The sequence below is a fragment of the Streptomyces sp. NPDC029151 genome, from assembly GCF_055564315.1.
Genome location: NZ_JBVHWQ010000003.1, coordinates 409,768 through 433,675, shown reverse-complemented (window position 1 = coordinate 433,675; position 23,908 = coordinate 409,768). Strand labels below are relative to the sequence as shown.

The following is a 23,908-nucleotide window of genomic DNA, read 5'->3' as shown; positions in this document are numbered from 1 at the left end:
ACTGCGGATACGGATCATGGGAGACTCGCCCTCATGAGCGGCAAGGCGGATCCCCGGACAGCGGGGGAGAGGACCACCTCACGGGCACGGCTGGACCGGGGGCGCGGCGCGCTGGGGCCCGCGCTGGAGCTGGTGCACACCGGGCGGGCGCCGACCCGCGCCGTGCTCACCGCCGAACTCGGCGTCACCCGGGCCACGGCCGGCGCGGTGGCCGCCGAGCTGGAGGCGCTGGGCCTGATCAGGGTGGACGCCCGGCCCGGCTCGGCGGCCGGTTCGCAGGGGCGGCCGTCCCACCGGCTTGAGGTGGCCGAGGACGGTCCCGTCGTCCTCGCCGCGCAGATCCACGCCGACGGTTTCCGGGCCGCGCTGGTCGGCCTCGGCGGACGGATCGTGGCGACCGCGCCCGGCTGCGAGACCGTCGACGCCGACCCGGCGAAGGTGCTCGGCTCCGTGGTCGAGGCGGGCGCGGAGCTGCTGCGCACCACCGGCCGGCGCTGCGTCGGCGCCGGGCTCGCCGTGCCGTCCGCCGTCGCCGAACCCGTCGGCCTGGCCCTCAACCCGCTGCACCTGGCCTGGCCCGTCGGCGCCCCCGTCCGGGAGATCTTCGCCGAGCGCGTGCACGCGGCCGGCATCACCGGCCCGGCCTTCGCCGGCAACGACGTCAACCTCGCCGCGCTCGCCGAACACCGGCACGGCGCCGGCCGGGGCGCACGCGACCTGTTGTGCGTGGCCACCGGGCACCGCGGGGTCGGCGGCGCGCTCGTCCTGGACGGCCGTCTGCACACCGGCAGTTCGGGCCTCGCGCTGGAGGTCGGCCACCTCACCGTCAACCCGGAGGGCCGGCCCTGCCACTGCGGCAGCCGCGGCTGCCTGGACGTCGAGGCGGACCCGCTGGCGCTGCTGGTCGAGGCGGGCCGGGAACCCGGCCCGGAGATGTCGCTGCTCCAGCAGGCCAACGACCTGCTGCGCACCCAGTACGACGACCCGGCCGTCCGCACCGCGGCCGAAGCCCTCGTCGACCGCCTCGGTCTGGGCCTCGCCGGCCTGGTCAACATCCTCAACCCCGACCGCATCATCCTCGGCGGACTGCACCGCACCCTGCTGGACGCCGACCCGGTCCGGCTGCGCGCGGTGGTCGCCGACCGCAGCCTGTGGGGGCAGAGCGGCGGCGTCCCCATCCTGCCGTGCACCCTGGACCACAACAGCCTGGTCGGCGCGGCGGAACTGGCCTGGCAGCCGGTCCTGGACGACCCGCTGGGCGCGCTGGCCGGGGCGGCCTAGCGGAATCCCGGTCCCCGGACTTGCGCCGGTCCGCCGGTTGGCCGGCTCGTCGGGCAGGTCCGCCCGTACGTCGGACCGTCGGCCCGCCGTGGCTCCGGCCCTCCGGTACACCGGTCAGCCGGTCCGCCGCAGGTAGACGGGGAACGTGTCCGAAGTCCCGTCGAGGCCTCCTCCCCGTGGGGGAGCGCCCCGCCGAGACCGTCGGACAGGACGTCCACGACCGGATGGACGGGGTCCGGCACGGCGGCGGACCGGCGCTCGCCCACGACGGGCAGCGGGACGGCTCGGCACCGGGGGGATGCCGGTGCCGAGCCGTCCCGCGCAGCTCGTCCACCCCGACGCCGGCCACGAGCGCGGCCACGACGCGGCCCTCGCCGACCCGGAGCCCGCCGAGGGCCCGTCCCTGCGGGGGGCGGGCGGCGGTCGGCGGGCGGCGGTCGTGGTCCCCCCGGCCGACGGCTGCGACCTCCACGCGGACAGAGATCCACCGGACCGGGCCACGGCCCGCTCAGCTCTTCCAGTCGACCCCGAACGCCCGTCCCGGATGCTCCGTGAGGATGCGTTCCACCAGCTCGGCGCCGATCTCGTCCGCCAGCCGCTGCCGCACCCGACGCAGCAGGTACGGCATTCCGGGCCCACCGTCGACGGAGCGGGCGGCCGGGATCACCGTGTCCCCGCCGAGCAGCAGCCGGTCGGCGAACCCGCCGTCCGCCAGGGCGCGTACCGCCTCCGGCATCCGCCAGTCGGTGGCGTGATGGGCGCGGGAGGGTCCGTCGAAGGCCAGCCAGCACCCGGACTCGGCGGCCCGCCGGTGCACCACCGGGTCGGGGAAGCGGTTGAGGTGGCCCAGGACCACCCGCTCGCCCGGCACGCCCAACTCGTCGCACAGCAGGTCCAGTACGTCCAGTGCGCCGGTGCCCTGCTCCAGGTGGACGGCGATGGGCGCGCCGGTGGCGTGGTGGGCCTCGGCCGCCGCCGTCATCGTCCAGCGGGCGTGCGCGTCGAGCCCGTGGAAACCACCGGCCACCTTGATCAGGCCGGCCCGCACCCCGGTCGCGGCGATGCCCTCGGTGAGTTCCGAGACGAACAGCCCGGCGAGTCCCTGGGCCCGCAGGCGGGCGAGCAGCTCGGGGTCGTAGTGCGTCGCCTGGTGCAGCCCGGTGGCACAGACGATCCGTACGCCGGTCGTCCGGGACAGGGTCGAAAGGTCCGCGGCGTGCCGTCCCATGCCGTACGGCGTCCACTGCACGACGGTCTCGCCGCCCGCCGCGCGGAAGGCCGCCAGCTCGGCCCGCGCGGCGGAGACGTCGTCCAGCGCCGGCAGGTGCGGGCTGCGCAGGAAGAGGTGGTCGTGTGCGTCGCACACGCCCAGCTCGCCCGGCCGGACGTCACCGAGGACCGTGCGGACGCGGGTCACCACTGCCGTCCCCGGGGGAGCCGGTCCCGGCCGGGTGCGGACAGGTGCAGCACCTCGAAGAGGTCGCCGTCGGCCTTCGGCGCGGGGTGCTCCCAGAGGGAGAAGTGCACCAGCTCCCAGGCGCCCGTGTCCACGGCCGCCGCCGCGAGCACCGCGCCGTCCTCGGCCGCGAGCCGCTCCGTCTCGGCCACCGCGTCCGCCGCGTACGACGCCAACTCCACGCTTTGCGGCACCGGTTGGCGCAGGCGGACGGCGAACGCCGGTGCGGAGGCGGTCGCGGTGCCCTCCTGGAACGCCAGACCGGTCCACTGCCGGACCGCCGGCCGCCCGAAGTCGTCGACGGGCCCCTGGAAGGCCCCGCCCCACAGGAAGCGGTTCATGCCCTCCAGGGTGTTCCAGAGGTAGAACGGCCCGTACTGGTTCACCGGGGAGCCGTTCACCCCGCGCTCGCGCATCAGGTACGTCTTGACACCAAGGCCGTCCCAGCCGTCCAGCAGATGTCCGACCCGGGCGACGCGGGCACGGACGACCCCCATGTCGTAGTCGGCGGGCAGGGTGAACTCGTACTGCATGGCGTGCACTCTCGCGGTTCCCTTCTCGCGTCTCAGGCGGGGTAGTCGGACACGTGCGCGTGCCACTCGGTCGTCGTGCCGTCCTCGGCGGCCTCCACGACGGCGAGGTGGGTCATGAAGGTGCGGGGTCCGGCGCCGTGCCAGTGCCATTCGTCCGGCTCGATCCACACGGTGTCGCCCGCCCGGATCTCCCGCACCGCACCGCCCCGGCACTGCACCAGCCCCTCGCCCTCCAGGACGTGCAGCACCTGTCCGTGCGGGTGCCGGTGCCAGGCGGTGTGCGCACCCGGGGCGAAGTGGACGTTGAACATGCGCAGTCGCGAGGGGGCGGGCGGCGCGGCCAGTTCGTCCAGCCAGACCGGGCCGGTGAAGTTCTCCGCTGGCCCCTGCCGGGTGTCGGGGCGGCGCGTGGTGATGTGCACGTGACTCAGTTCTCCTGTCCGGGGGTTCGGGGTGCGAGCAGGGCGAGCAGACCCCGGACACCGGCGTCGAAGGCGGCGGGCGATCCGGACGCGCGGGCGAGGACGTAGCCGCCCTGCACGGTTGCGAGGACGGCGGCGGCGATCTCCTGTCCGTCCAGTGCGGGCGCGAACTGCCCCTGCCGCTTGCCCTCTTCGACCAGCCCGGCGATCCGCTCGCGGATGGCGGCGATCGTCTCGTCGACCGGCGCGCGCAGTTCCTCGCTCGCGATCACGTCCGGGTCCATGGTCAGCCGCCCGACCGGGCAGCCGCGCAGCACGTCACGCTCGCGCAGCAGATACGCCTCGATGCGCTCGTACGGCGTGCCGGGCCCGGCGAGTACGGCCTCGGCGGTGGCCCGCAGTTCCCCGGCGGTGCGCCGGATCGCGGCCAGGGCGAGATCGGGCTTGCCCTTGAAGTGGTGGTACATGCTGCCCTGGCCGGCCCCCGAGCGCTCCAGGATCGCCTTCGGGCTGGTGCCCACGTACCCGCGTTCCCACAGCAGCTCGCGGGTGGACTCGATCAGTCGTTCCGAGGTGCTCATGCGCTCACTGTACATACTAGTAGTTACATTCGGCTAGCCCCTGGGGAGCAGAGGACGGTGCGGCCGTACTCCCGGGGAGGTACCCGGACCGCCGCCACCCGCACGACGACCGGGACCCCCTGCCGGAGGGAACCTCGGAACGTCACCCGCAGACCCGACCCGACGAGGGAGAGACCCGCGATGCAGACCCTGGCGCACTGGGACGGCGGCTCCGGCCCCGGCCCCTGGATCCTGTTCATCCCGCTGGTCTGGGCGGCCGTCGTGATCTGCGCCGTCGCCGTCCTGCGCCGCACCGCCTGGCGCGAACGCGGCACTTCCTGGCGGCCGGCGAACGCGGGGCGTCCGGCCGGCGACTCACCGCTCGCCGTCCTCGGCCGCCGCTTCGCCTCCGGCGAGATCGACGAGGACGAGTACTGGCGCCGCCTGTCCGTCCTGGAGGAGCAGTTCGGCCGCGGCGGCAGGGGGGGCGTCGGGGCATGACGACGACCGCGGCGGGGGCCGCGGTCCGCGTGGGCCAGTTCCGCGCTGTCCCGGCGGCCCGGGCCGCCCGGTCCTGGTGGCCGTCCTGGTAGGAGTGGTCGTCCCGGTGGTTGCGGTCGTCCCGGTCCTGGTGGTCGTCCTGGTCGTTCAGGCCGTCGTGGCTGTCACGGCCGGCGGCCGTCGTGGCTGTCAGGACGGAGCGGGCGTGGGCTCCGGGCGGGGTGCCCGCGGCTCGGCGCGGCGGGGGATGCCGCCGGTGGGAGGCGTCCCGGTGGGAGGCGCCCGCCCGGTCATCGGCGAACGGCCGGCCGTGGGTTCGAGGTCGTGGCGGTGACGGGGGTCGTGGTCGTGCCTCCCCCGCCCCCGGCGACGGCGCCACCGGGCGTCGGGGCCGCCGCCCCGACCGCACCGCTCGCGACCACCGGGGCCGCAGTGACCGCGCCGGCGCCCACGGGCACGGCGGACCGGACTTCCGACGGCGCACCGACCCCCGCCCCGACGGGCGCGACGACCGGTGCCGGCGTACGTGCCGGGGCCGGTGCCGGGGCGGGTGCGGTCCGGGTCAGTCCCTGAGGCGCTGCTTGCGGACGGCCGCGGAGCGGGGCCGTGGCCGGCAGGGTGAACCAGACGACCTTCCCGTTCTCTCCGTCCGGCCGGGCGCCCCAGCTCTCGCTCACCGCGGCCACCATCGCCAGGCCCCGCCCGCAGGTGGCGAGCGGACCGGTGTCCGTGCCGTCCGGCGCGTCGGCCGGAACCGGGAGGCGCGGATCGTGGTCGCGGACCGAGACCGTGAGCCGGTCGGGCAGCAACTCCAGTTCGACGGTGCACGACTTGTCGGGCCTGGCGTGCCGGTGGACGTTGCTCAGCAGCTCCGTCACACCGAGCGCGGCCCGGTCTATCAAGGGGTCCAGATGCCAGTAGCGCAACTGCGCAGATACGATTCTGCGGACCTGGCCGATCCGCGACGGCAGGGCTTGGAGCTCCACCGTGCAGTGCCTGCTTGGGTGACTGATCACGGCTGCGACTCCCCGATGTGAGGTCCGGAAGGAACCGGAGGAACACGGAGAACAACGGATCCAGCAGGGTGCTTGCGTCCAAACGTCCGCCTGCTGTCGTGGCCGGCGGGCTGGTTCGCAGCGTCGTCGCCGGTAAACCCAGAGTGACGTGAGACCAGCGTGACGCAGCGGATGCGCTGCCGCAACTCGCCGCGACCGACCGCTGCGCAGCGTGACCGGCGCCCGGGCGCGCGGCGCCCGGACCCGACGTCGTACGCGGTCCACACGGCTCACCGTGCGCGGCCCGCACCGTACGCGGCCCGCACGGCTCACCATGTGCGGCCCGGGCCATACGCGGCTCACCGCGCACGGCGCGCCGCATCCGCTGCACCGCCACGCGGCGGACGCCTCTCAGCCGCCTCGTCCCGCCGCCCGGCGCACCGCCTCGACGAACCGCCGAGCCGCCGGCGGCCCCGGCTGCCCCGGAGCGGGGTCGTGGTCGCCCAGCGTCAGCAGGTACCGCGTGCCGTTGACGTCGGCCAGCGCCCGGTCGTCCGGTACGAACCATGGCTTGGACGCGCGCACCGCCTGCACCGGCGCGCTGTCTATCTCGCTGCCGTAGCTGGTCAGCAGTTGCAGCCGGCCGTCGCTGATCCGGACCTCCCCGGCCCGGGTGAGCGAACGCAGACGTTTGCCGATGCCCACGCCTGTGGCGCTGAACTCGGGCTCCGCCATGTGTCGCCGCCCCCTTACCGTCTTCCCGTGGTTCCCTGTGCGCCCCCGTCCGGGACGGTGGTCCCGTCGCGTGCAGTCTGCCGCGCTCCGGCGTGGAGCACCAGTACGCACGAGGCGCCCGCGACATCCGCCCGGAGCACTTGCGTCCACGCGCCCCCAGTGGCTCGCACGCGTGTGCCCCAGGGCGCCTTTGAGCCGCCCAAAGATGCGTTTATGCAGGTGGGAAGCGGTGTGAAAGCTGCCTATGCTCGATCTGCCGGCCCGCGTGAGGCGCCGTCGGTGACGAGCGTAAGGAGCCCTGCCGTGAGCACCACTCCCCAGACCAGGACCGGCGCCACCCTCGACGTCGACCGCAGCGACGCCGCCTACCGCGCATGGCTGAAAGACGCCGTGCGCAAGGTCCAGGCGGACGCCAACCGTTCCGCCGACACGCACCTGCTGCGTTTCCCGCTGCCCGAGCAGTGGGGCATCGACCTCTACCTCAAGGACGAGTCCACCCACCCCACCGGCAGCCTCAAGCACCGGCTCGCCCGCTCCCTGTTCCTCTACGGCCTCTGCAATGGCTGGATCCGCCCGGACCGTCCGGTGATCGAGGCGTCCAGCGGCTCGACGGCGGTGTCCGAGGCGTACTTCGCGAAGCTGATCGGCGTGCCCTTCATCGCGGTCATGCCGCGCACGACCAGCGCCGAGAAGATCCGCCTCATCGAGTTCCACGGCGGACAGTGCCACTTCGTGGAGGACTCCCGGAAAATGTACGAGGAGTCCGCCCGCCTCGCGGTGGAGACCGGCGGCCACTACATGGACCAGTTCACGTACGCGGAACGGGCCACGGACTGGCGAGGCAACAACAACATCGCCGAATCGATCTTCCGCCAGCTGTGCCTGGAGCGGTTCCCGGAGCCGGCCTGGATCGTCGCCACGGCGGGCACCGGCGGCACCTCCGCGACCCTCGCCCGCTATGTCCACTACATGCAGTACGACACCCGGATCTGTGTCGCCGACCCCGACAACTCCTGTTTCTTCGAAGGCTGGACCACCGGCGACCCGCACGTCACCTGCGACTGCGGCTCCCGGATCGAGGGCATCGGCCGGCCGCGCATGGAACCGAGCTTCGTGCCCGGTGCGATCGACCGGATGATGAAGGTCCCGGACGCGGCCAGCGTCGCTGCCGTACGGGCCCTGGAGGGTGCCATCGGCCGCAAGGCGGGCGGCTCCACGGGGACCGGCCTGTGGAGCGCGCTGAAGATCGTCGCCGAGATGGTGGCCGCGGGGCGCACCGGCAGTGTCGTCACCCTGCTGTGCGACCCGGGCGACCGCTATCTGGACAAGTACTACTCGGACGCGTGGCTCGCGGAGCAGGGCCTGGACATCACGCCGTACACGGCGGTGCTCGACTCGTTCCTGGCGACCGGCGTGTGGCCGGCCTGACCTCCCCGCCCGCGCCACTCCCACTGCGCTCGCCCAGCCTTGCCGCCCCCCGGACCGCGGCGGCGCGCCGCCCTGACGTGACTGTCCGGGGCGCTGCGGTCGGCCTGTTGTGCAGTGGCTGGCGGGGTTGCTGTGGTGCGCTGCGTTGGCGTGGCGGTCTGGGTCGCTGCGGTCGCTCTGTTGTGCAGTGGTTGCCGGGGTCGGTGCGGTGCGCTGCGTTGGCGTGACTGTCTGGGTCGCTGTGGTCGCTTTGTTGTGCAGTGGCTGGCGGGGTTGCTGCGGTGCGTCGCGCTGGAGTGACCATCCGGGGCGCTGTGGTCGCCTGTTCCGCCGTGACCGTTCGGGTCGCTGCGCTCGCTCTGTTCTGCCGTGGCCGCCTGGGCTGCCGCTGGGATCGCCCTTCCCTGCCGACCGCCCGGACCGCTGCGGCCGGCCGCCCTGACGTGACCGTCCGGGGCGCTGCCCCCGCCCGCCCCGTGGCCTCCGCCCCGGCTGCTGCGGTGATCCGCCCGGTGGCGTCCGCCCTGACTCTCGCGGCGACCCGCCCCGTCGCCTCTGTCCCGACTCTGGCGGTGATCCGTCCGGTGGCGTCCGCCTCGACTCTGGCGGTGACCTGTCCGGTGGCGTCCGCCTCGACTCTGGCGGTGACCCGTCCGGTGGCGTCCGCCTCGACTCTGGCGGTGACCCGTCCGCCTCGACTCTGGCGGTGACCTGTCCGGTGTCGTCCGCCTCGACTCTGGCGGTGACCCGTCCGGTCGCGTCCGCCCCGTCTCCGGCGGTGACCCGTCCGGTCGCGTCCGCCCCGTCTCCCGCGGCGGCCCGCCCCTTCGCGTCCGCCTCGACTCCCGCGGCTGCCCGCCCCGTGACGACCACCTCGACTCCGGCGACGACCCGCCCCGTCGTGTCCACCCCGACTCCGGCGACGCCCCGCCCCGTCGCGTCCGCCTCGACTCCCGCGGCTGCCCGCCCCGTGACGACCACCTCGACTCCGGCGACGACCCGCCCCGTCGTGTCCACCCCGACTCCCGCGACGACCCACCCCTTCGCGTCCGCCCCGACTCCCGCGGCGCCCCACCCCGTGACGACCGCCCCGACTCCCGCAGCGCCCCACCCCCTGACGACCACCCCGCCCCCTCTGCGACGCCCGCCTTCCGCGGACTCCGCGCGACGGGCGGGTTTCGGACGGGTGAGGGTTGTGTGACGTCTCAATTCAGCCTGTGGGCAAGCCGGTTGTATCTGTGTGACTGATAAGATCATCGCACTTTTGAATGGGCTGACGGCGTGTCACCAACGCGTCCGGGGGACAGTCTCAAAGGCACCATCGCGCTGGTCGTGCTCGCCGGCGGGATGCGACTTGAAGAGAGTCTCATGACGTCACTGACCCGGGATCCACTGCTGTGGATCCTGTTTGTCGTGCTCGCCGCTGCGGTCGTCGCAGTGATGCGGGCCCGGAGAACCAACATGGCGCTCCGAAGAACGAGGAAGGAACTGGAGGCAGGGCTGGCGGAGGCCCGCGGTGACGCCGGTCGGCTCCACGCGCACATCGCCGCGCTGACCGCACAGCACCAGCGCGACCTGGCGGACGTACGCGCGGACGCGGAGGCGTCGACCAAGGCGGTGCTGAAGTCCGCTATGGGTACGCTCCAGTCGCTCGCCGAGGAGCAGCAGGTCCTCCTGGACAGCCTGCTGAAGAAGTACGGCGACACCACGGACGTCCTGGCCGACCTGATGACGGTCGACCACACCGGCAGCCAGTTCAGCCGCCGGGCCAAGGGCATCTCCGTGCTGTGCGGCGGCTGGCTGGGCCGACGCGAGCGCGCCGCCACGGTCTACGACGTCGCACGCAGCGCCCAGGGCAGGATCAAGGACTTCGACCGGGTCGCCGTCCACTCGCAGGTCAACGTCTCCCTCGTCGGCAAGGCCGTCGAGCCGGTGGCCGTCGTCCTCGCCGAACTGCTGGACAACGCGACGAACTACAGCGCGCCCGGCACCCCGGTCGAGGTCAACATCCAGACCGTGCCGACCGGTCTGTGCTTCATCGTGGACGACGCCGGGCTGGGCATGGACCAGGAGACCAAGGACCGGGCGGCGGCCCTGCTGTCGGTGGACGGTCCCGTCGACATCACCGGTCTCGGCGATCCGCCGCGGTTCGGCTTCGCCGTGTGCGGCATGCTCGCCGCCCGCTACGGCTTCGCCGTCTCCGTCGGTTCCGTGTCCCCCTACGGTGGAGTACGTGCGGTGATCCGTGTGCCCGAAAGCCTCCTCGCGGCCGACGCGCCCGCCCCCGTCGCCGACGCCCAGGACACCGCGGGTTTGGAGGCGGCCCCGCAACGACTGGCGCCGGTCCCGGTCGTGGGTCCCTCGCACGTGGTGGGAACGACCTCCGGAGGCCTGCCCAAGCGCCGCCGGCGGGGCGGCCCCGTCACGGTGGTCCCCGCCCTCGACGCCGGCGGCCGGGAGGGAACGCCCGAGCCGGCCAGCGAGGTGACGGCGTCGCGGCTCGGGGCGTTCGCGCGCGGAACACAGTTGGGACGGACCACGAACACCACGGAAGGACCTGACCACAAGTGAACATCGACCTGTCCTGGGTGCTGAACGACGTACTCGAAGTACGGGGGGCCCGGCACGCGATCCTCGTCTCGGGCGACGGCCTGCTGCTGCAGCGCTCGGACGACATCGGGCGGGACGACGCCGAGACGAACGCGGCCGCGATGAGTTCCATGCAGTCGCTGAGCCGGGCCGTCGCCGGGTTCGTGGGAGCGGGGCACGGGATCTGGAAGCAGACGCTGCTGGAGTACGACGGCGGCTGGATCTTCCTCATCGCGGCCGGCCAGGGCTCCTACCTCGCCGTCTCGGCCGCGCTGGACGTCGACATGGAGGCCATGTCCTTCCGCATGCAGAAGACGGTGTCCGCGCTGAGCAAGGCGATGAGCGTGGCCCCGCGCTCGGACAACGGCGTGGGCGCATGACGACCCCCGGCGAGGAAGCCTCCGTCACGAGCGACTTCGTCCGGTCCTACGTCATCACAGGCGGCCGGACCCTGCCGGCCGCGGACGACCTGGCACTGCACACCCTGGTCACCCTGGCCCCCGACCGGACGCCCCCGCTGGGAGCCGGCCCGGAGGTGATGGCGATCTGGACGCTGTGCGCGGGCGGCTACCTGTCGGTCGCCGAGGTGGCCGGCCACCTGGGACTGCCGGTGGGGGTGGCCCGGCTGCTGCTGACCGACTTATCCGAGCAGGGCCACCTCCTGCGCCGCGCCGAGCCGCCCCGGGCTCAGAACGTTGACAGAGCGACCCTGGAAAAGGTTCTGAATGGACTCCAATCCCTCATCGGCTGAGACGGCCCCCGGAAACATATACGTCTCCAGCGCGGTGACCAACGCTGCGAAGATCCTGGTCGTCGGGCACTTCGCCGTGGGCAAGACGACCTTCATCGGCTCGCTGTCGGAGATCACCCCGCTGCGCACCGAGGAGAAGATGACGCAGGCGTCGCTCCACGTGGACGACCTCAGGGGCGTGGCGGACAAGACCACCACCACCGTGGCCCTGGACTTCGGCCGGCTCACCCTCAGCGACGACCTCGTGCTGTACCTGTTCGGCACCCCCGGCCAGCAGCGGTTCATGCAGCTGTGGGAGGACATGGCGCGCGGCGCGCTGGGGGCGCTGCTCCTGGTCGACCCCGCCCGGCTGGAGGAGACCTTCCCCGTCATCGACCTCGTCGAGCGGTACGGCCTGGAGTACGCCATCGCGGTCAACAGCTTCGAGCGGGGCACGGTGTACGAGGAGGCGGAGGTGCGGGAGGCCCTCGACCTGCTGCCGGACACCCCGGTCGTCTACTGCGACGCCCGCGACCGGCAGTCCTCGGCCCACGCGCTGATCGCGCTCGTACGCCACCTGCTCACCCGAGCCGCCTGACCTCCCCAGCTCCACTCCCGTTCCGAATCCCCGTCTCCGGGACCGCCGGCCCGGCCCCCGCCCGCCCCCGGCCCGGAACCACCCCCTACGGCCCCCGGCCCGGTCCCCCGGACCCTCGGCCGGAGCCAGCAGAAGGAACCCCATGGACCGCCAGTCAGCCCCCGCCCCCGCCGGCGCCAGATGCCCCATGCACGACGCCGCCTTCGCCGCCGACCCCCACCAGGTCTACGACCGGCTGCGCGCCCACGGTCCGGCCGGGCCGGTCGAACTCGCCCCCGGTGTCGACGCCACCCTGGTCGTCGGCCACGAGACGGCCCTGCGCGTGCTGCAGAACTCCACGCTCTTCGCCCGCGACGCCCGCCGCTGGAAGGCCCTGAACGAAGGGCGGATCGGGCTGGACCACCCGGTGCTGCCGATGATGGCGTACCGGCCGAACTGCCTGTTCACCGACGGTGCCGTGCACCTGCGGCTGCGCAAGGCCGTCACGGACAGCCTGGCCCGCCTCAACATCACCCGGATCCGCCGAGACGTCGAGCCGCTCGCCGACTACCTGATCGACCAGTTCAGCGAGCGGGGCCGGGCCGATCTCCTCAACGACTACGCCAAGCTGCTGCCACTGCTGCTGTTCAACAAGCTCTTCGGCTGCCCCGCGGACATCGGTGACACCCTCACCAGCGCCATGTCGGCGATCTTCGACGGCAAGGACGCCCAGCGCGCCAACGAGGAGCTGACCACCTGCCTCATGGAGCTGATCGCCCTCAAGCGCCGCCGTCCCGGGGACGACGTCACGTCCTGGCTGATCCAGCACCCCGCGGGCCTCACCGACGAGGAACTCAAGGACCAGCTCGTCATGCTGATGGGCGCCGGCGTGGAACCCGAGCGCAACCTCATCGGCAACGCCCTGCTCCTGCTGCTGTCGCCCGACACCAGCGGACGCGACTCCGGCATGCTGATCGAGGAGGCGATCGATCACGTGCTGTGGAACCAGACGCCGATCGCCAACTACGCCACCCACTACCCCGTCCAGGACGTGGACCTCGGGGGCGTGGTGGCGCAGGCGAACACCCCGGTCGTCATCAGCTTCGCCGCAGCCAACAGCGACCCCGCGCTGGCCGAGGCCCGTCGGATGCACAGCAAGGGCGCCCACCTGGCCTGGGGCGCCGGCCCGCACGCGTGCCCGGCCAAGGACCCCGCGCAGGTCATCGCCGTGACCGCGATCGAGAAGATCCTCAACGCCCTGCCCGACCTGACACTCGCCGTCCACGAGAAGGAACTGGAGTGGCGGCCGGGGCCGTTCCACCGGGCCCTGGCCGCCCTGCCCGTGGCCTTCAGCCCCACCCCGGCCACCCGCATGGTCTCCGCGGTGCGCAACCGTACCGTCACCGCCGCGGCGGAACAGCCGCTGCCCACGGCCCCGGTCGCCGCCGCACGTCAGGAACCGGCCAGGAAGAAGGGCTTCTGGAGCAGCTTCCTGGACATCTTCCGGGTCTGATGTGCTCTGTGTGACAGGAGCAACACTGTCAGGCGCATGACGAAGGAGAGGGGAAGGGTAGGTTCCGGCGGTAACGGTAGCGCCCAGCCACCAAAGGAGCTTCGCGTGACCGCCGTTGGCGTCATACGCGGTACCACCCCCGACCGCCGAGCCGTCATCCCCCTCCTTCGCCGCCTGCGGTCCGGCGAGGGACTGGCCGACCCCCTGCCCGTCTGGGACGAGCTGCGCGCGCTGGGCGAGGTGGTGCCCGCTCCCTGGGGCGGGTACTTCGTGACCGGATTCGACACGTGCAACCAGGTCCTGCGCGGCAGGAACTGGCTCGTGCCCGACTTCGACTGGCAGGAGCGCCGGCCCGACCCCGCACGCTGGCGGGAGCCGGCGACCCGGGAGATGACACGGACCCTCTCCCGCCTCAACCCGCCCGTGCACACCGCCCAGCGCCGCGCCCTGGGCAACCTCTTCGACCGCGGCACCCTGGAGACCCTGCGCCCGCAGATCACCCGGCACGTCACCGCGCTCCTGGACCGCCTCGACCTCCGGCTGCGCACCCACGGCACGGCCGAGTTCGTCACCACGGTCGCCGAGCAGCTCCCCATCCACACCGTAGGCGGGTGGCTGGCCGTCCCGGACGAGCACTATCCGCACATCCTGGACTTCACCCACCGCCAGGTCCACGCCCAGGAACTGCTCCCCACCAAGAGCGAACTGGCCGTCTCCGCCCAAGCCACCCTGGAGATGCGGACCTTCTTCACCGGCCTCCTCGCCCACCGGCGCGCCCACCTCGGCAACGATGTCCTCTCCCACTGGATCCGCTACTGGGACGCCCAGTACCCCGACGACCGCTCGGCGGCCGACCAGACGCTGTACGACCTGACGATGTTCGTCACCATCGCCTCCCTGGAGACCACCGCCACGCTGCTCACCAACGCGGTGTGGTTCCTGACCCGGGACCCCGCCCTGGCCGACTGGCTGCGCCGGCACCCCGAGCACATCGACGACGCGATCGACGAGGTGCTGCGCTACGACCCGCCCATCCACCTCAACTCCCGCTTCGCCGCGGACGACACCGTCCTCGCCGGCGTCCCCATCGCCAAGGACACCGTCGTCCACGTCCTCTACGGCGCCGCCAACCACGACCCGCGCCGCAACGCCGACCCGCACGTCTTCGACATCCGCCGCAGAGGCGGCCACCTCACCTTCGGCGGCGGCGCCCACTACTGCCTCGGCGCGGCCCTGGCCCGTCTGGAGGCCCGTCAGCTGCTCACCCAACTCCTCGAACGCTTCCCCACGCTCCGGCCCGCCACGGCCCCGACCTACGCGAACCGGATGGTCTTCCGGCGCGTGACCTCCCTGCGCGTGACCACGTGAGCGCGTGCCCACGTGACCGCGTGCGTGTGCGACCTCCCCGCACGTGACGACATGACCCCCCTGAAAGTGACGACATGACCGCGCTTCCCCTCACGGCTCTCCCGGCCGTCCCCCGACAGCAGATCCTGCGGACCCACCGGGAGGGTCCCGTCCTGACCATCGAACTGAACACCCCCGAGCACGGCAACACGGTCACGGAAGCCCTCCTGGACGCCCTCCTGGCAATCCTCCAGGACCAGGACCCGGCGGTGCGGGTGCTCGTGCTTGCCGGTCGCGGAGACGACTTCTGTCTCGGCGGGGACCGCGGCGAGTTCACCCGGCACCTCGCCGACGACCCCACGGGCGGCGGCATCCGCCTGTCGGGGACCAAGGCCCGGCGCGTCTGCGACGCCCTCACCGGCAACCCGGCCGTCACCATCGCCCGCGTCCACGGCAAGGTCATCGGGGCGGGCATGGCCCTGGCGCTCTCCTGCGATCTGCGGGTGGGCTCCGAGGACGCGACCTTCCGGCTGCCCGAACTGGCCCTCGGGCTGCCCACCGCGTGGGGCGGCCTGCTGCCCCGGCTCGTCAACGAGGTCGGCGCCGCCCGGGTCCGCGAACTGGTCCTCACCGGCCGGGCCTTCGGCGCGGCGGAGGCCCGGTCCCTGTCCATCCTGCAGCGGGTCGTCCCCGCTCACGAGCTGGACGAGGCCGTCGCCGAGTGGGTCAAGCCCATCGTCCGCCGCCCCCCGGCGGCCCTGCGCGTCACCAAGACCCTGCTCAACTCGCTGTCCGCCGCCTCCCGCCTGGCCGACGTCTCCGCACTGGACGCGGAGCTGATGGCGGCGGTGGTCGCCGAGGCGCACCACGCCCGCGGCGACGACTGATCACCGCCCGGACAGGCGCCGGTCCAAGGAGGTCACCGCGTCACGGAAGGCGCGCTTGAGCCCGGGCCGGGCCAGCAGCAGGACGAACCGGAACGGCGCCGTCCCGTCGGCGGTGAACGTCCACCGCACGCGTGTGCCCGTGCCGTGCGGAGCCAGGCGCCACTCCTCGGCCAGGGCACGGACGCCCGGCACGGTGGCGGTGTCGACGCGGTAGGCGTACACCTCGGGCGCCTTCGCCACCAGCACCGTCTCCGTGAACCGCGTCCCGCCCCACAGCCGGATCTCCCGCCCGGCGCCGCCGTCGGTGGACCGGGCGGACGTCACCGCGGAGAACCACTGCGTCCAGCCGGGCACGTCCTCGGCGAGCGCGCGGAAGACCTGCTCGGGAGGGGCGGCGATGTTCCGCGCGAAGACCAGGCGGATCGGCGCGGTGCCGAGGAAGTCGATCCCCACCGGACGCAGACGACGAGCCATGGACGGCATCCCCTCGTGACGGTCGCGCAGGGCGATTGACCGGACACCGTCACGATAGCTGACGACACCTCAGCTGTCTGTGCCGTCCTCGTCCTCGGGCTCGCCCGCCACCACCACCCGCAGGTGCTCGGCGATCTCCGCACGCGCCTCGGCCGGCAGCCCCGCATCGGTCACCAGCGTGTCCACCTGCTCCAGCGCGGCGAACGAACTCAGGCCCACCACACCCCACTTGGTGTGGTCGGCGACCACCACCACGCGGCGCGCCGAGTGCACCAGCCGCCGGTTGGTCTCGGCCTCCGCGAGGTTCGGCGTGGACAGGCCGGCCTCCACCGATATGCCGTGCACACCGAGGAAGAGCAGATCGAAGTGGAGCGCGGCGATCGCCTGGTCGGCCACCGGCCCCACCAGTGAGTCCGAGGGGGTGCGCACCCCGCCGGTCAGCACCACCGTGGCCGCGCCCTGCCGCTGCCCGGACGTGCGCTGGGCCGCGTGGAAGACGTCGGCGACCCGCACCGAGTTCGTCACCACGGTCAGATCGGGCACCTCCAGCAGCTGCTGGGCGAGCGCATACGTCGTCGTACCGCCGGACAGGGCGATCGCCGCCCCCGGGGCGACCAGGCGGGCCGCGGCGCGCGCGATGTCCTCCTTGGCGGTCAGTTCGAGTCCCGACTTCGCCTCGAACCCCGGCTCGTGCGTGCTCGCCTCGACCACCGGCACGGCACCGCCGTGCACCTTCTCCAGCACCCCCTGGCGGGCGAGCGCGTCCAGGTCGCGGCGCACGGTCATGTCCGAGACGCCGAGCTTTCGGGTCAGCTCGTTGACCCGCACCCCGCCCCGGCGCCGGACCTCGTCCAGGATCAGGGCGCGCCGCTGCTCCGCGAGGAGGTTCTGATTCTCACTCACGTACGCTCCGGTCCTTTCGCCGCCAACCGTCCGACACGCCCGGCGTACCGGCCCCGACCAGGAAGTTCCATCCGTCCGGCAGTGCGCGGGCGTCCCATCCTTTCATGGCTCGGTCCCGGCCGCGCCACCACCTGCCGGACCGTGCGCCGTGACACGGTTCGGGGAGATTCGGTGACAGCAGGTGTACGCGACCGCCGGAGAGGACATCCTGAACCGCGCACGGCACAGACGTCAGGGCGTCACGGGGGAAGTGCGAGAACAGTGGAACGTGCACAGGACCGCCCCACGGGGCAGCACACGGACCGCACGGCCGGGCCGGGGGAGCAGGGAGACCGGACGGCCGGACCGGGGGAGTACGGGGAACGTACGGCCGGGCCGTGCCCGGGGCGGCCCGCGGAGCCGGAGGACGAGCTGGAACTGCTGGTGCACGGGGTCGGCGGCACCACACCGGAGAAGATGCTCGGCGACCCGCGCACCGTCCGGGTCACCGGCGACGACACCGCGGCCGTCTTCCGGCGCACCGAGGACACCGAGGCCGCCCCGGCCGGCCGGGCCCCCCGCGGCGAGCCGGTCCGGGAGGCCTACGTCTGGTGCAACCTCACCTCCGGCGACGGCAGCCGCGCCCTGTGGCTGTTACTGCTGCCGTTCATGGTGGTCAACCTCGCCCACTGGATGCGCCCCGCCGCACCCGCCCGGCCGCGCACCGTCCGGCTCTACGGCCTCCTCGTGCGCCTGGCCGCCCTCACCCTGACCGTGCTGCTGGTGGCCGCCACCTGCGAAGTGGCCCTCGACCTGGTCGCCTGGCAGTGCGCCGGCGCCCAGGCCTGCGTCCGCCGCCACTCCTGGCTGGACTTCCTGTCGCCCGCCGCCGGCGGATGGTGGAGCGCCCCCGGCCGCCGCCTCGCCCTAGCCGCCGTCCTGCCCGCCGCGCTGACCGGCCTCCTCTGGTACCTCTCGCACCGCACCTGGCGCGCCTACGAGTCCCACCTCCCGCTGTCCCCCGATCCCGACCCCGAGCCGGAGCCCGGTGACTCCGGGTCCGACGACCACGGCAGCGCGCTGGTCCGGCCCGGCTTCTGGTACGGCCGCCGCCTGGTCGCCCGGCTGCGCGCGGCCCACACCGCGGCCGGCCTGCTCACCGTGGCCGCCGCCGTCACCACCCCGGCTGCCCGCTTCGACCACCGGCCCGGCGGCCCCCCGCTCCTGGACCTGCTCGGCTGGCTGCTGACCGCGGCCCTGCTCGGCTGCGGGGCGGCGGTGGCGGGAGTGGTCTGCCGCCGGGGCCGCAGCGAGAACCGGCTCGACCAGCGGCTCGACCGCCACCTCGTCCGCTCCCTGAAACTCGCCGCGCTGGCCCTGCTGCTGCTCGGCATGGTCTACGCCGGCTGGTCCCGGCCCGGCTGGCGGTCCACGGGCCGGCTGCCCGGCGACCCGGCCTTCGGTGCCCTCATGCTGGCCCAGGGCCTGCTCGTCGTCGCCCTCGCCGTCGTCGCCCGCTACCTGTACCGGCGCCGCCCCGACCCGCGCGCCGCGCTGCGCGGCCTCGGCGGACCCGCCGTCGCGCTCCTCGCCTGCGCACTGGGCGGAGTGATCTCCGGCGGGGTCGCACAGCGGGTCGCCGACTGGCTCGACGGCACCCGCGCCCTGCTCACCGGGCCGCCCGTCCTGCTGACCTGGCAGGCCTCCGCCATCCCGCCGACCCTCGCGGTCCTGCTCGTGCTGGCCGCGGGGCTCGGGCTGCGCACCGCCCGGCTCGCCCGCGCCGAACGCGACCGCATCCGCGAAGAGCACCCCGGCGAGCCCGAGGACGCCTCCCGCACCCGCGCCATCGCCCACGCCCGGGCCATGGCCGGCCTCACCGACCGGGCACCCCTCCTCGTCGGCGTGCTCACCGCCACCACCCTCGTGCTGGGCAGCGCGGCGCTGGCCGGGGCCCTGGCCACCCGCAGGACACCCGACGGAGCGGCCCGGCACGCCCACCACCTCGTCCGGGCCGTGGCCGAGACCTCGCAGGCGGTGGGCTCCTGGCTGGTCGGACTCGGCTTCCTGCTGTTCGTGACCTGGGGCAGGCGCGCCTACAAGGACGCCTCCGCGCGGCGCACCATCGGCATCCTCTGGGACGTCGGCACCTTCTGGCCCCGCGCCGCCCACCCCTTCGCCCCGCCCTGCTACGCCGAGCGCGCGGTGCCGGACCTCACCTGGCGCATGGCCACCTGGACCCGGCGCACCCAGGGAAAGCTGGTCCTGTCCGGCCACTCCCAGGGCAGCGTCCTGGCCGCCGCGGCGGCCTGGCAGCTGCCGCCGTCCGTCCGCGGGCGGGTCGCCCTGCTCACCTACGGCTCCCCGCTGGAACGCCTCTACGGCCGCTGGTTCCCGGCCCACTTCGGTCCGCCCGCGCTCGCCGCCCTGCACCACGACATCGCCTGCTGGCGCAACCTCTACCGGCGCACCGACCCCATCGGCGGCCCCGTCCGCGTCCACGGCGACGCCGCCACCGACGTGGACCACGAGCCCCTGCGGGACCCGCTCGCCTACGGCCGCACCCCGGACCACCCGCTCCCGGCCCCGATCCTCGGCCACTCCGACTACCGGTCGGACCCCGCCTTCACCCGCGAACGCGCCCGCCTCCTGACCCGGCTGCGCCCGGAGCTACCGGCCCAGCGCCCGGAACGGGGAGCCTCCGGCTGAGTCCGCGTGCCGGACCGGCCGGGACGGTCAGGGCAGCTCCGGCAGGTCCTCCGCGTACAGCAGGGTCAGGTCGTCGGTGGTCGGGTCGGGCAGCTGGGCGACACGGCTCGCGTGGCGCTCCACCATCGCCTCGAAGGTCTGCCGGGCGGTGCGGCCGTTGCCGAACGCCGGGCCCTTGGGGATCGCGGTGAAGTACTTCAGCAGCGCCTCGGACGCTCCCGGCGCCAGCCGGTACTCGTGCTCGTCGGCCTGCTGCTCCACGATCCGCAGCAGTTCCCCGGGGCCGTAGTCGCCGAAGGTGATGGTGCGGGAGAAGCGGGACGCCACACCCGGGTTGACGGACAGGAAGCGCTCCATCTCCGCGGTGTACCCGGCGACGATCACCACCACCGAGTCCCGGTGGTCCTCCATCAGCTTCACCAGCGTGTCGATGGCCTCCTTGCCGAAGTCCCGCCCCGCGTCCTCCGGGGACAGCGCGTAGGCCTCGTCGATGAACAGCACACCGCCGCGCGCCCGTTCGAAGGCCTCCTGGGTGCGGATCGCCGTGGAACCGATGTGCTCGCCGACCAGGTCGACCCGGGACACCTCCACCAGGTGGCCCTTCTCCAGCACGTCCAGCGAGGCGAGGATCTCGCCGTAGAGCCGGGCGACCGTCGTCTTGCCGGTGCCGGGAGAACCGGTGAAGACCAGGTGCCGTTTGACGGAGGCCGCCTTCAGCCCCGCCCGCTGCCGGCGCCGGCCCACCTCGATCATGTCGGTCAGCGCCCGCACCTCGCGCTTGACGCTCTCCAGGCCCACCAGCGCGTCGAGTTCGCCGAGCACGTCCTTCGAGGTGCGCTGCGACTGCTCCGGCTCCGCGGCGGCGACCGGCGGTTGCTCCGCCGCCCGCTGCCCGGGGAAGGAGCCCAGCAGCCCGGCGGACCGCGTCGCCGTCCGCACGGCCGCCTCCCGGCCCGCGGGAGCCCGCAGCCCGCCGCTCTCGTCGCTGGTGCAGTCCTCCACGACCGGCCCGCTCCCGGACCCCGCGTCCGGTCCGCCCTCGGCGAACTCGTACCCACCGCGCGCACAGCGCTCCGTACGGCATCTGCGCAGTGTCGTACGGCAGCCGTCGATCACATGGAAGCCGTAGCCGCCGCTGCCGGTGACCTTGCAGTTCAGGAAGCTGCCCCGGCCGCCCGCAGAGACGTAGAAACCGGCCTCGGTGGGGGAGTCGACCGTGCAGCGCTCGATGGTGGGGTCGGCGCCCTTGGTGACGATCACCCCGGTCTGGGTGCCGTCCAGGGTGCAGTTGTCGAGCGTGCCGCCGCTGCCGTGGTCGCGGAACCAGGCCCCGGTGGCCGCCTCCCTGATCCGGCAGTCGACCAGCTGCGCGGTCGCGCCGTCGCTCACCGACACGGCCGTGTTGCGCACCTGTGACAGGTCGCTGTCCACGACGTCCGCGCGCGAGCCGCGGTCCAGCACGAACAGCGCGTCCGGCACGTCGTGCACCCGGCAGGAGTCGAGCACGGCGGTCGCCCCGTCGCTCACCCACACCGCCGGATAGTCGCCGGTGCTGTCGAAGATCTCGCACTGGTTGGCGTCCACCCGGGTCCCCGGGTCCCACACCGACAGGCCGTTGCGCCCGAACTGACGGACCGTCGTCCGGGTCAGCGTGAGCACCGAGCGGGAGCGCAGGTCGACCGCGTTCTCCGGGATGTCGTGGAGGCGGCAGTCGGCGAGCGTGAGCACCGCGTCGGTGTCCAGGGTGATGCCGTCGGCGGTGGTGCGGTGCACGTCGCAGTCGGTGAGCTGCGCGGTGGCCCGCTGGGTGACCTGCACCCCGGAACCGCGCACCTCGTAGATCTCGCAGCCCACCGCCTCCAGCGAGGAGTTCTCACCGGTGACGGTCACCCCGGTGCCGGAGGCGTGGTGCATCCGGCAGCGCTCCAGCCGTGGATGGGACCCGCCGCGTACGGCCACGCCCGCCTGCCCGGCGGCGACGACCTCGCAGTCCTCGAACACCCCGCCGGCGCCGTCGAGTACGGCGATGCCGATGCCGGCCGGGTTGTCGACGGTGCACCGGCGCACGGTGGGCCGGGCGCCGCCGCGCACCTCGATACCGACGGCGGACCGGGTGACGATCCGTACGTCCAGCAGCTCGGGCGTGCCCTCCTCGACCAGCAGCGCGGGCGCCGCCGCGTCCTGCCCCTCCACGTGCACGTCCTGCACGACGGCCGAGGCCCGCACGGTCAGCGGCACCCCGTCCACCGGCGCGATCCGCACCGAACCCGCTGAGCCCTCGGGTCCACGGAGCGTCACCGCCCGCTCGAGGACGAGGTTCTCCCGGTAGGTGCCCGGGGCGATGGTGAGGACGTCGCCGTCGGCGGCGGCCTCCAGGGCGGCGGCGAGCGAAGCGTACTCACCCGTGCGGCGCCGCCACCGCGACGTACCGGTGTGCGTCACCTGGACCGTGCCCTGTGCCATGGTGTTGCCGTGCCCCCACCTCGTCGTGCCTGTGGCGCGCCGACCGTCGGGGCGCGGCCGCCGGTGCCCGGCCGTGACCGTGCCCGGCCTCGGCGGTGTGAGCGCGTTCGCGCCCCGGTGGATCCGCGCGCCCCGGGTTCACGCACCCGCGGGTTGTCGCCGAAAGCGCTTCGGCCGGTCCACCGTAGCGTGTGCGTGCACGCCGGGTTGACCAGAGGCGCAAGGCCGTCAGCTGCCGGTGCCCGCCTTGCCCCAGTCCGGGCCCGCCCGGTCCCAGGCCTGGTCCCAGCGCGTGTACCGCCTGCGGACCAGGCGCCAGACGGTGACGCGCCGGCCGGCCTCGACCAGGCCCGCCGTCAGCAGGGCCGCGCCGGACCCGGCTAGCACGGCGTGCGTCGTCGCCGTGGCGGAGTCCAGCGGGCGGGTCGTTATTCGTCCGTGCGGGTCGGTCCAGAGTCCGAAGCGGTCCCCCCGGTGCGGGGACCCGAGGTCGGCGAGGACCGGGCCGTGCCGCCGGGTGCCGTCCGGCGCGGTCCAGTCCGCGAGGACGCGGCTGCGGGCCTCGCGTGCGGAGCTGGTGTCCGGGTCGGCTTCCGGCACGGCTCCGCCCAGGTCCCGTACCACGGTGGCGGTGACCCGATGGCGGGCGTGCTGCTGCTGCCGTGCCGACCGCTGGAGCGAGTCCTGGGCGGCGGCGCCGACCAGCCAGCCGGTCACGGGCGCGGCCACGGCGATCAGCAGCAGCGCCACGAGGGCCACCCAGGCCTCGGCCAGGTCCGTCGCACGGCGCAGCGGATTGTCCCGCCAGCGCCACAGCCCGCTGAGCGCTCGCACGCCCCCACCCCCCTTCCGGCCCGTCCCGTCCCCGGTGCACGCGGCCTCTCACGAATTTCTCACGCTTCGGCAACGAGCGGGCCGCGTCCGCCGGTTCCCGTCCCCTCGGATCGTCACCGGACCGCTTCGCGCGCCGGTCCTCACCCCAGGACGCGTACCGGGTCGCCGACTCTGATGGTGCCGGGGGAGAGCGGGACGAGGTTCTGGCCGAACAGCAGCCTTCCGTCCGTCCGGCGGTGGCGGGCCAGGGTGTGCAGCGGTTCCCTGCCGCGCACCGCCGTGGTCTGGTCGGTGGTGGTGACGACACACCGTCCGCTGGGCTTCGGGACCCGGAAGACCACCTCGCCGATGGAAATCCGCGTCCAGCGGTCCTCGGCCCAGGGCGCGGTGCCGGCGACGACGACGTTGGGCCGGAACCGGTTCATGGGCAGCGGGCCCTCGGCGGCGTGCGGGCCTTCGCCGATCAGGGAGTTCAGGGCGTCCAGCGAGCCGAGCGTGGTCACCAGCAGGGGGTAGCCGTCGGCGAAGCTCACCGTCTCGCCGGGCAGTGCGTAGTCGGGGTCGACCGGGCGGCGGGTGGCCGGATCGTCCATGTGGACCAGGCGGACCTCGGCCCCCAGGTAGGCGCTGCACCAGGCGTGCGCGGCCGCGGCGGCCGGGACCCCCTCCACCCTGGTGCCGAACACGTGCGCCGGCACGGTCCGCGCCGGCTCCGGTACCTCGACCGTCAGCGGCGTCAGACCGGGCGCGGACAGACGAACGCCGCCGCCGGGCAGAGGCTCGGCGGCGGCCAGTGCGAGGCGTGGCTCCTCGCGTTGTGTAACGACCTTTCCCCCGTCGTCGATCAGTGTCCAGCGTCGGTCTCCGGCCAGGCCCCAGGGCTCCACGACGGCCTCCCGGGGCGACACGCCGCGGAACGCCTTGACCGGATGGACGTGGATCGACTCCACTTCGGTGTTCCCCATGCCGTCCATCGTGCCAGGCGGCACCGA

Annotated in this window: 22 protein-coding genes; 11 read left to right on the top strand and 11 right to left on the bottom strand. The window is 73.7% G+C overall.

Translation table 11 applies throughout. From position 1 onward, the window contains the following. Nucleotides 1-33 precede the first annotated feature (33 nt). The gene (locus ACZ4VF_RS14920) at nt 34-1,281 is read left to right on the top strand and encodes an ROK family protein (protein ID WP_467926166.1); all 1,248 of its coding nucleotides are present in this window, start codon (nt 34-36) and stop codon (nt 1,279-1,281) included. Nucleotides 1,282-1,789: 508 nt separating this feature from the next. Here ACZ4VF_RS14920 and ACZ4VF_RS14915 read toward each other — a convergent pair. From ACZ4VF_RS14915 to ACZ4VF_RS14900, 4 genes are read right to left on the bottom strand one after another with little or no spacing between them, the layout of a single operon-like run. Next, nucleotides 1,790-2,698, bottom strand: coding sequence for a phosphotriesterase family protein (locus ACZ4VF_RS14915; protein ID WP_467926165.1), 909 nt, complete (start codon nt 2,696-2,698; stop codon nt 1,790-1,792). Further along, nucleotides 2,695-3,279: a DUF4865 family protein gene (locus ACZ4VF_RS14910; RefSeq protein WP_467926164.1), complete on the bottom strand. Its 585-nt coding sequence runs from the start codon at nt 3,277-3,279 to the stop codon at nt 2,695-2,697. Before ACZ4VF_RS14910 ends, ACZ4VF_RS14915 begins: the two co-directional genes overlap by 4 nt. Before the next feature lie 23 nt (nt 3,280-3,302). Continuing rightward, a complete protein-coding gene (locus ACZ4VF_RS14905) occupies nt 3,303-3,692 on the bottom strand; it encodes a (R)-mandelonitrile lyase (RefSeq protein WP_467926162.1) in 390 nt (129 codons plus the stop codon). Nucleotides 3,693-3,697: 5 nt separating this feature from the next. Further along, on the bottom strand, nt 3,698-4,273 hold the full coding sequence (locus tag ACZ4VF_RS14900; RefSeq protein ID WP_467926161.1) for a TetR/AcrR family transcriptional regulator: 576 nt from the start codon (nt 4,271-4,273) through the stop codon (nt 3,698-3,700). A gap of 180 nt (nt 4,274-4,453) precedes the next feature. Between ACZ4VF_RS14900 and ACZ4VF_RS14895 the strand changes: the two genes are divergently transcribed. Then, on the top strand, nt 4,454-4,753 hold the full coding sequence (locus ACZ4VF_RS14895) for an SHOCT domain-containing protein (RefSeq protein WP_467926160.1): 300 nt from the start codon (nt 4,454-4,456) through the stop codon (nt 4,751-4,753). A gap of 290 nt (nt 4,754-5,043) precedes the next feature. On the opposite strand, the gene ACZ4VF_RS14890 is transcribed toward ACZ4VF_RS14895, so the two are convergent. Further along, entirely contained in the window at nt 5,044-5,769 is a 726-nt protein-coding gene (locus tag ACZ4VF_RS14890; RefSeq protein ID WP_467926159.1) for an ATP-binding protein, read from the bottom strand. Nucleotides 5,770-6,159: 390 nt separating this feature from the next. Next, a complete protein-coding gene (locus ACZ4VF_RS14885; RefSeq protein WP_467926157.1) occupies nt 6,160-6,483 on the bottom strand; it encodes a hypothetical protein in 324 nt (107 codons plus the stop codon). 303 nt (nt 6,484-6,786) lie between these two features. Between ACZ4VF_RS14885 and cds1 the strand changes: the two genes are divergently transcribed. The 8 genes from cds1 to ACZ4VF_RS14845 all read left to right on the top strand — a co-directional run bounded on the left by cds1 (nt 6,787) and on the right by ACZ4VF_RS14845 (nt 15,554). Continuing rightward, a complete protein-coding gene (gene cds1 / locus ACZ4VF_RS14880) occupies nt 6,787-7,911 on the top strand; it encodes an L-cysteine desulfhydrase Cds1 (RefSeq protein ID WP_467926156.1) in 1,125 nt (374 codons plus the stop codon). Between the two features lie 1,368 nt (nt 7,912-9,279). Then, on the top strand, nt 9,280-10,482 hold the full coding sequence (locus ACZ4VF_RS14875) for an ATP-binding protein (RefSeq protein WP_467926155.1): 1,203 nt from the start codon (nt 9,280-9,282) through the stop codon (nt 10,480-10,482). Further along, complete coding sequence (locus tag ACZ4VF_RS14870; protein ID WP_030340335.1) at nt 10,479-10,880, top strand: roadblock/LC7 domain-containing protein; 402 nt, start codon at nt 10,479-10,481, stop codon at nt 10,878-10,880. The genes ACZ4VF_RS14875 and ACZ4VF_RS14870 overlap by 4 nt, the downstream gene beginning before the upstream one ends. Further along, complete coding sequence (locus tag ACZ4VF_RS14865; RefSeq protein ID WP_467926153.1) at nt 10,877-11,251, top strand: DUF742 domain-containing protein; 375 nt, start codon at nt 10,877-10,879, stop codon at nt 11,249-11,251. Before ACZ4VF_RS14870 ends, ACZ4VF_RS14865 begins: the two co-directional genes overlap by 4 nt. Next, nucleotides 11,226-11,828 (top strand): GTP-binding protein, encoded by a 603-nt coding sequence (locus ACZ4VF_RS14860; protein ID WP_467926152.1) that lies wholly within the window; start codon nt 11,226-11,228, stop codon nt 11,826-11,828. The genes ACZ4VF_RS14865 and ACZ4VF_RS14860 overlap by 26 nt, the downstream gene beginning before the upstream one ends. Nucleotides 11,829-12,015: 187 nt before the next feature. Further along, nucleotides 12,016-13,320 carry a cytochrome P450 family protein gene (locus tag ACZ4VF_RS14855; RefSeq protein ID WP_467926578.1) on the top strand — a complete coding sequence of 435 codons (1,305 nt, stop codon included), beginning with the start codon at nt 12,016-12,018 and terminating at the stop codon, nt 13,318-13,320. 105 nt (nt 13,321-13,425) lie between these two features. Further along, nucleotides 13,426-14,688, top strand: a complete 1,263-nt coding sequence (locus ACZ4VF_RS14850) for a cytochrome P450 (protein WP_467926151.1) — start codon at nt 13,426-13,428, stop codon at nt 14,686-14,688. A 74-nt stretch (nt 14,689-14,762) separates the two neighbouring features. Then, nucleotides 14,763-15,554 (top strand): enoyl-CoA hydratase/isomerase family protein, encoded by a 792-nt coding sequence (locus ACZ4VF_RS14845; protein WP_467926150.1) that lies wholly within the window; start codon nt 14,763-14,765, stop codon nt 15,552-15,554. Here the strand turns inward: ACZ4VF_RS14845 and ACZ4VF_RS14840 are convergent, their stop codons facing one another. Both ACZ4VF_RS14840 and ACZ4VF_RS14835 read right to left on the bottom strand, forming a co-directional pair. Next, nucleotides 15,555-16,028 carry an SRPBCC family protein gene (locus ACZ4VF_RS14840; RefSeq protein WP_467926148.1) on the bottom strand — a complete coding sequence of 158 codons (474 nt, stop codon included), beginning with the start codon at nt 16,026-16,028 and terminating at the stop codon, nt 15,555-15,557. A 69-nt stretch (nt 16,029-16,097) separates the two neighbouring features. Beyond that, nucleotides 16,098-16,931, bottom strand: coding sequence for a DeoR/GlpR family DNA-binding transcription regulator (locus ACZ4VF_RS14835; protein ID WP_467926147.1), 834 nt, complete (start codon nt 16,929-16,931; stop codon nt 16,098-16,100). Between the two features lie 261 nt (nt 16,932-17,192). Between ACZ4VF_RS14835 and ACZ4VF_RS14830 the strand changes: the two genes are divergently transcribed. Beyond that, nucleotides 17,193-19,619, top strand: coding sequence for a hypothetical protein (locus ACZ4VF_RS14830; RefSeq protein WP_467926146.1), 2,427 nt, complete (start codon nt 17,193-17,195; stop codon nt 19,617-19,619). A gap of 27 nt (nt 19,620-19,646) precedes the next feature. Here ACZ4VF_RS14830 and ACZ4VF_RS14825 read toward each other — a convergent pair whose 3' ends face one another. The 3 genes from ACZ4VF_RS14825 to ACZ4VF_RS14815 all read right to left on the bottom strand — a co-directional run bounded on the left by ACZ4VF_RS14825 (nt 19,647) and on the right by ACZ4VF_RS14815 (nt 23,881). Beyond that, on the bottom strand, nt 19,647-22,082 hold the full coding sequence (locus ACZ4VF_RS14825) for a right-handed parallel beta-helix repeat-containing protein (RefSeq protein ID WP_467926144.1): 2,436 nt from the start codon (nt 22,080-22,082) through the stop codon (nt 19,647-19,649). Between the two features lie 228 nt (nt 22,083-22,310). Then, nucleotides 22,311-22,916, bottom strand: coding sequence for an Rv1733c family protein (locus ACZ4VF_RS14820; RefSeq protein WP_467926143.1), 606 nt, complete (start codon nt 22,914-22,916; stop codon nt 22,311-22,313). Nucleotides 22,917-23,056: 140 nt separating this feature from the next. Continuing rightward, nucleotides 23,057-23,881 (bottom strand): MOSC domain-containing protein, encoded by an 825-nt coding sequence (locus ACZ4VF_RS14815; protein ID WP_467926142.1) that lies wholly within the window; start codon nt 23,879-23,881, stop codon nt 23,057-23,059. Nucleotides 23,882-23,908 lie beyond the last annotated feature (27 nt).

What these genes read in the sequence shown, in the direction of transcription:
- ACZ4VF_RS14865 (WP_467926153.1), top strand. Translation starts at nt 10,877, where the DNA reads ATGACGACCCCCGGCGAGGAAGCCTCCGTCACGAGCGACTTCGTCCGG.
- ACZ4VF_RS14920 (WP_467926166.1), top strand. Translation starts at nt 34, where the DNA reads ATGAGCGGCAAGGCGGATCCCCGGACAGCGGGGGAGAGGACCACCTCA.
- ACZ4VF_RS14900 (WP_467926161.1), bottom strand. Translation starts at nt 4,273, where the DNA reads ATGAGCACCTCGGAACGACTGATCGAGTCCACCCGCGAGCTGCTGTGG.
- ACZ4VF_RS14855 (WP_467926578.1), top strand. Translation starts at nt 12,016, where the DNA reads ATGCACGACGCCGCCTTCGCCGCCGACCCCCACCAGGTCTACGACCGG.
- ACZ4VF_RS14875 (WP_467926155.1), top strand. Translation starts at nt 9,280, where the DNA reads ATGACGTCACTGACCCGGGATCCACTGCTGTGGATCCTGTTTGTCGTG.
- ACZ4VF_RS14860 (WP_467926152.1), top strand. Translation starts at nt 11,226, where the DNA reads ATGGACTCCAATCCCTCATCGGCTGAGACGGCCCCCGGAAACATATAC.
- ACZ4VF_RS14895 (WP_467926160.1), top strand. Translation starts at nt 4,454, where the DNA reads ATGCAGACCCTGGCGCACTGGGACGGCGGCTCCGGCCCCGGCCCCTGG.
- ACZ4VF_RS14840 (WP_467926148.1), bottom strand. Translation starts at nt 16,028, where the DNA reads ATGGCTCGTCGTCTGCGTCCGGTGGGGATCGACTTCCTCGGCACCGCG.
- ACZ4VF_RS14845 (WP_467926150.1), top strand. Translation starts at nt 14,763, where the DNA reads ATGACCGCGCTTCCCCTCACGGCTCTCCCGGCCGTCCCCCGACAGCAG.
- ACZ4VF_RS14815 (WP_467926142.1), bottom strand. Translation starts at nt 23,881, where the DNA reads ATGGGGAACACCGAAGTGGAGTCGATCCACGTCCATCCGGTCAAGGCG.
- ACZ4VF_RS14825 (WP_467926144.1), bottom strand. Translation starts at nt 22,082, where the DNA reads ATGGCACAGGGCACGGTCCAGGTGACGCACACCGGTACGTCGCGGTGG.
- ACZ4VF_RS14885 (WP_467926157.1), bottom strand. Translation starts at nt 6,483, where the DNA reads ATGGCGGAGCCCGAGTTCAGCGCCACAGGCGTGGGCATCGGCAAACGT.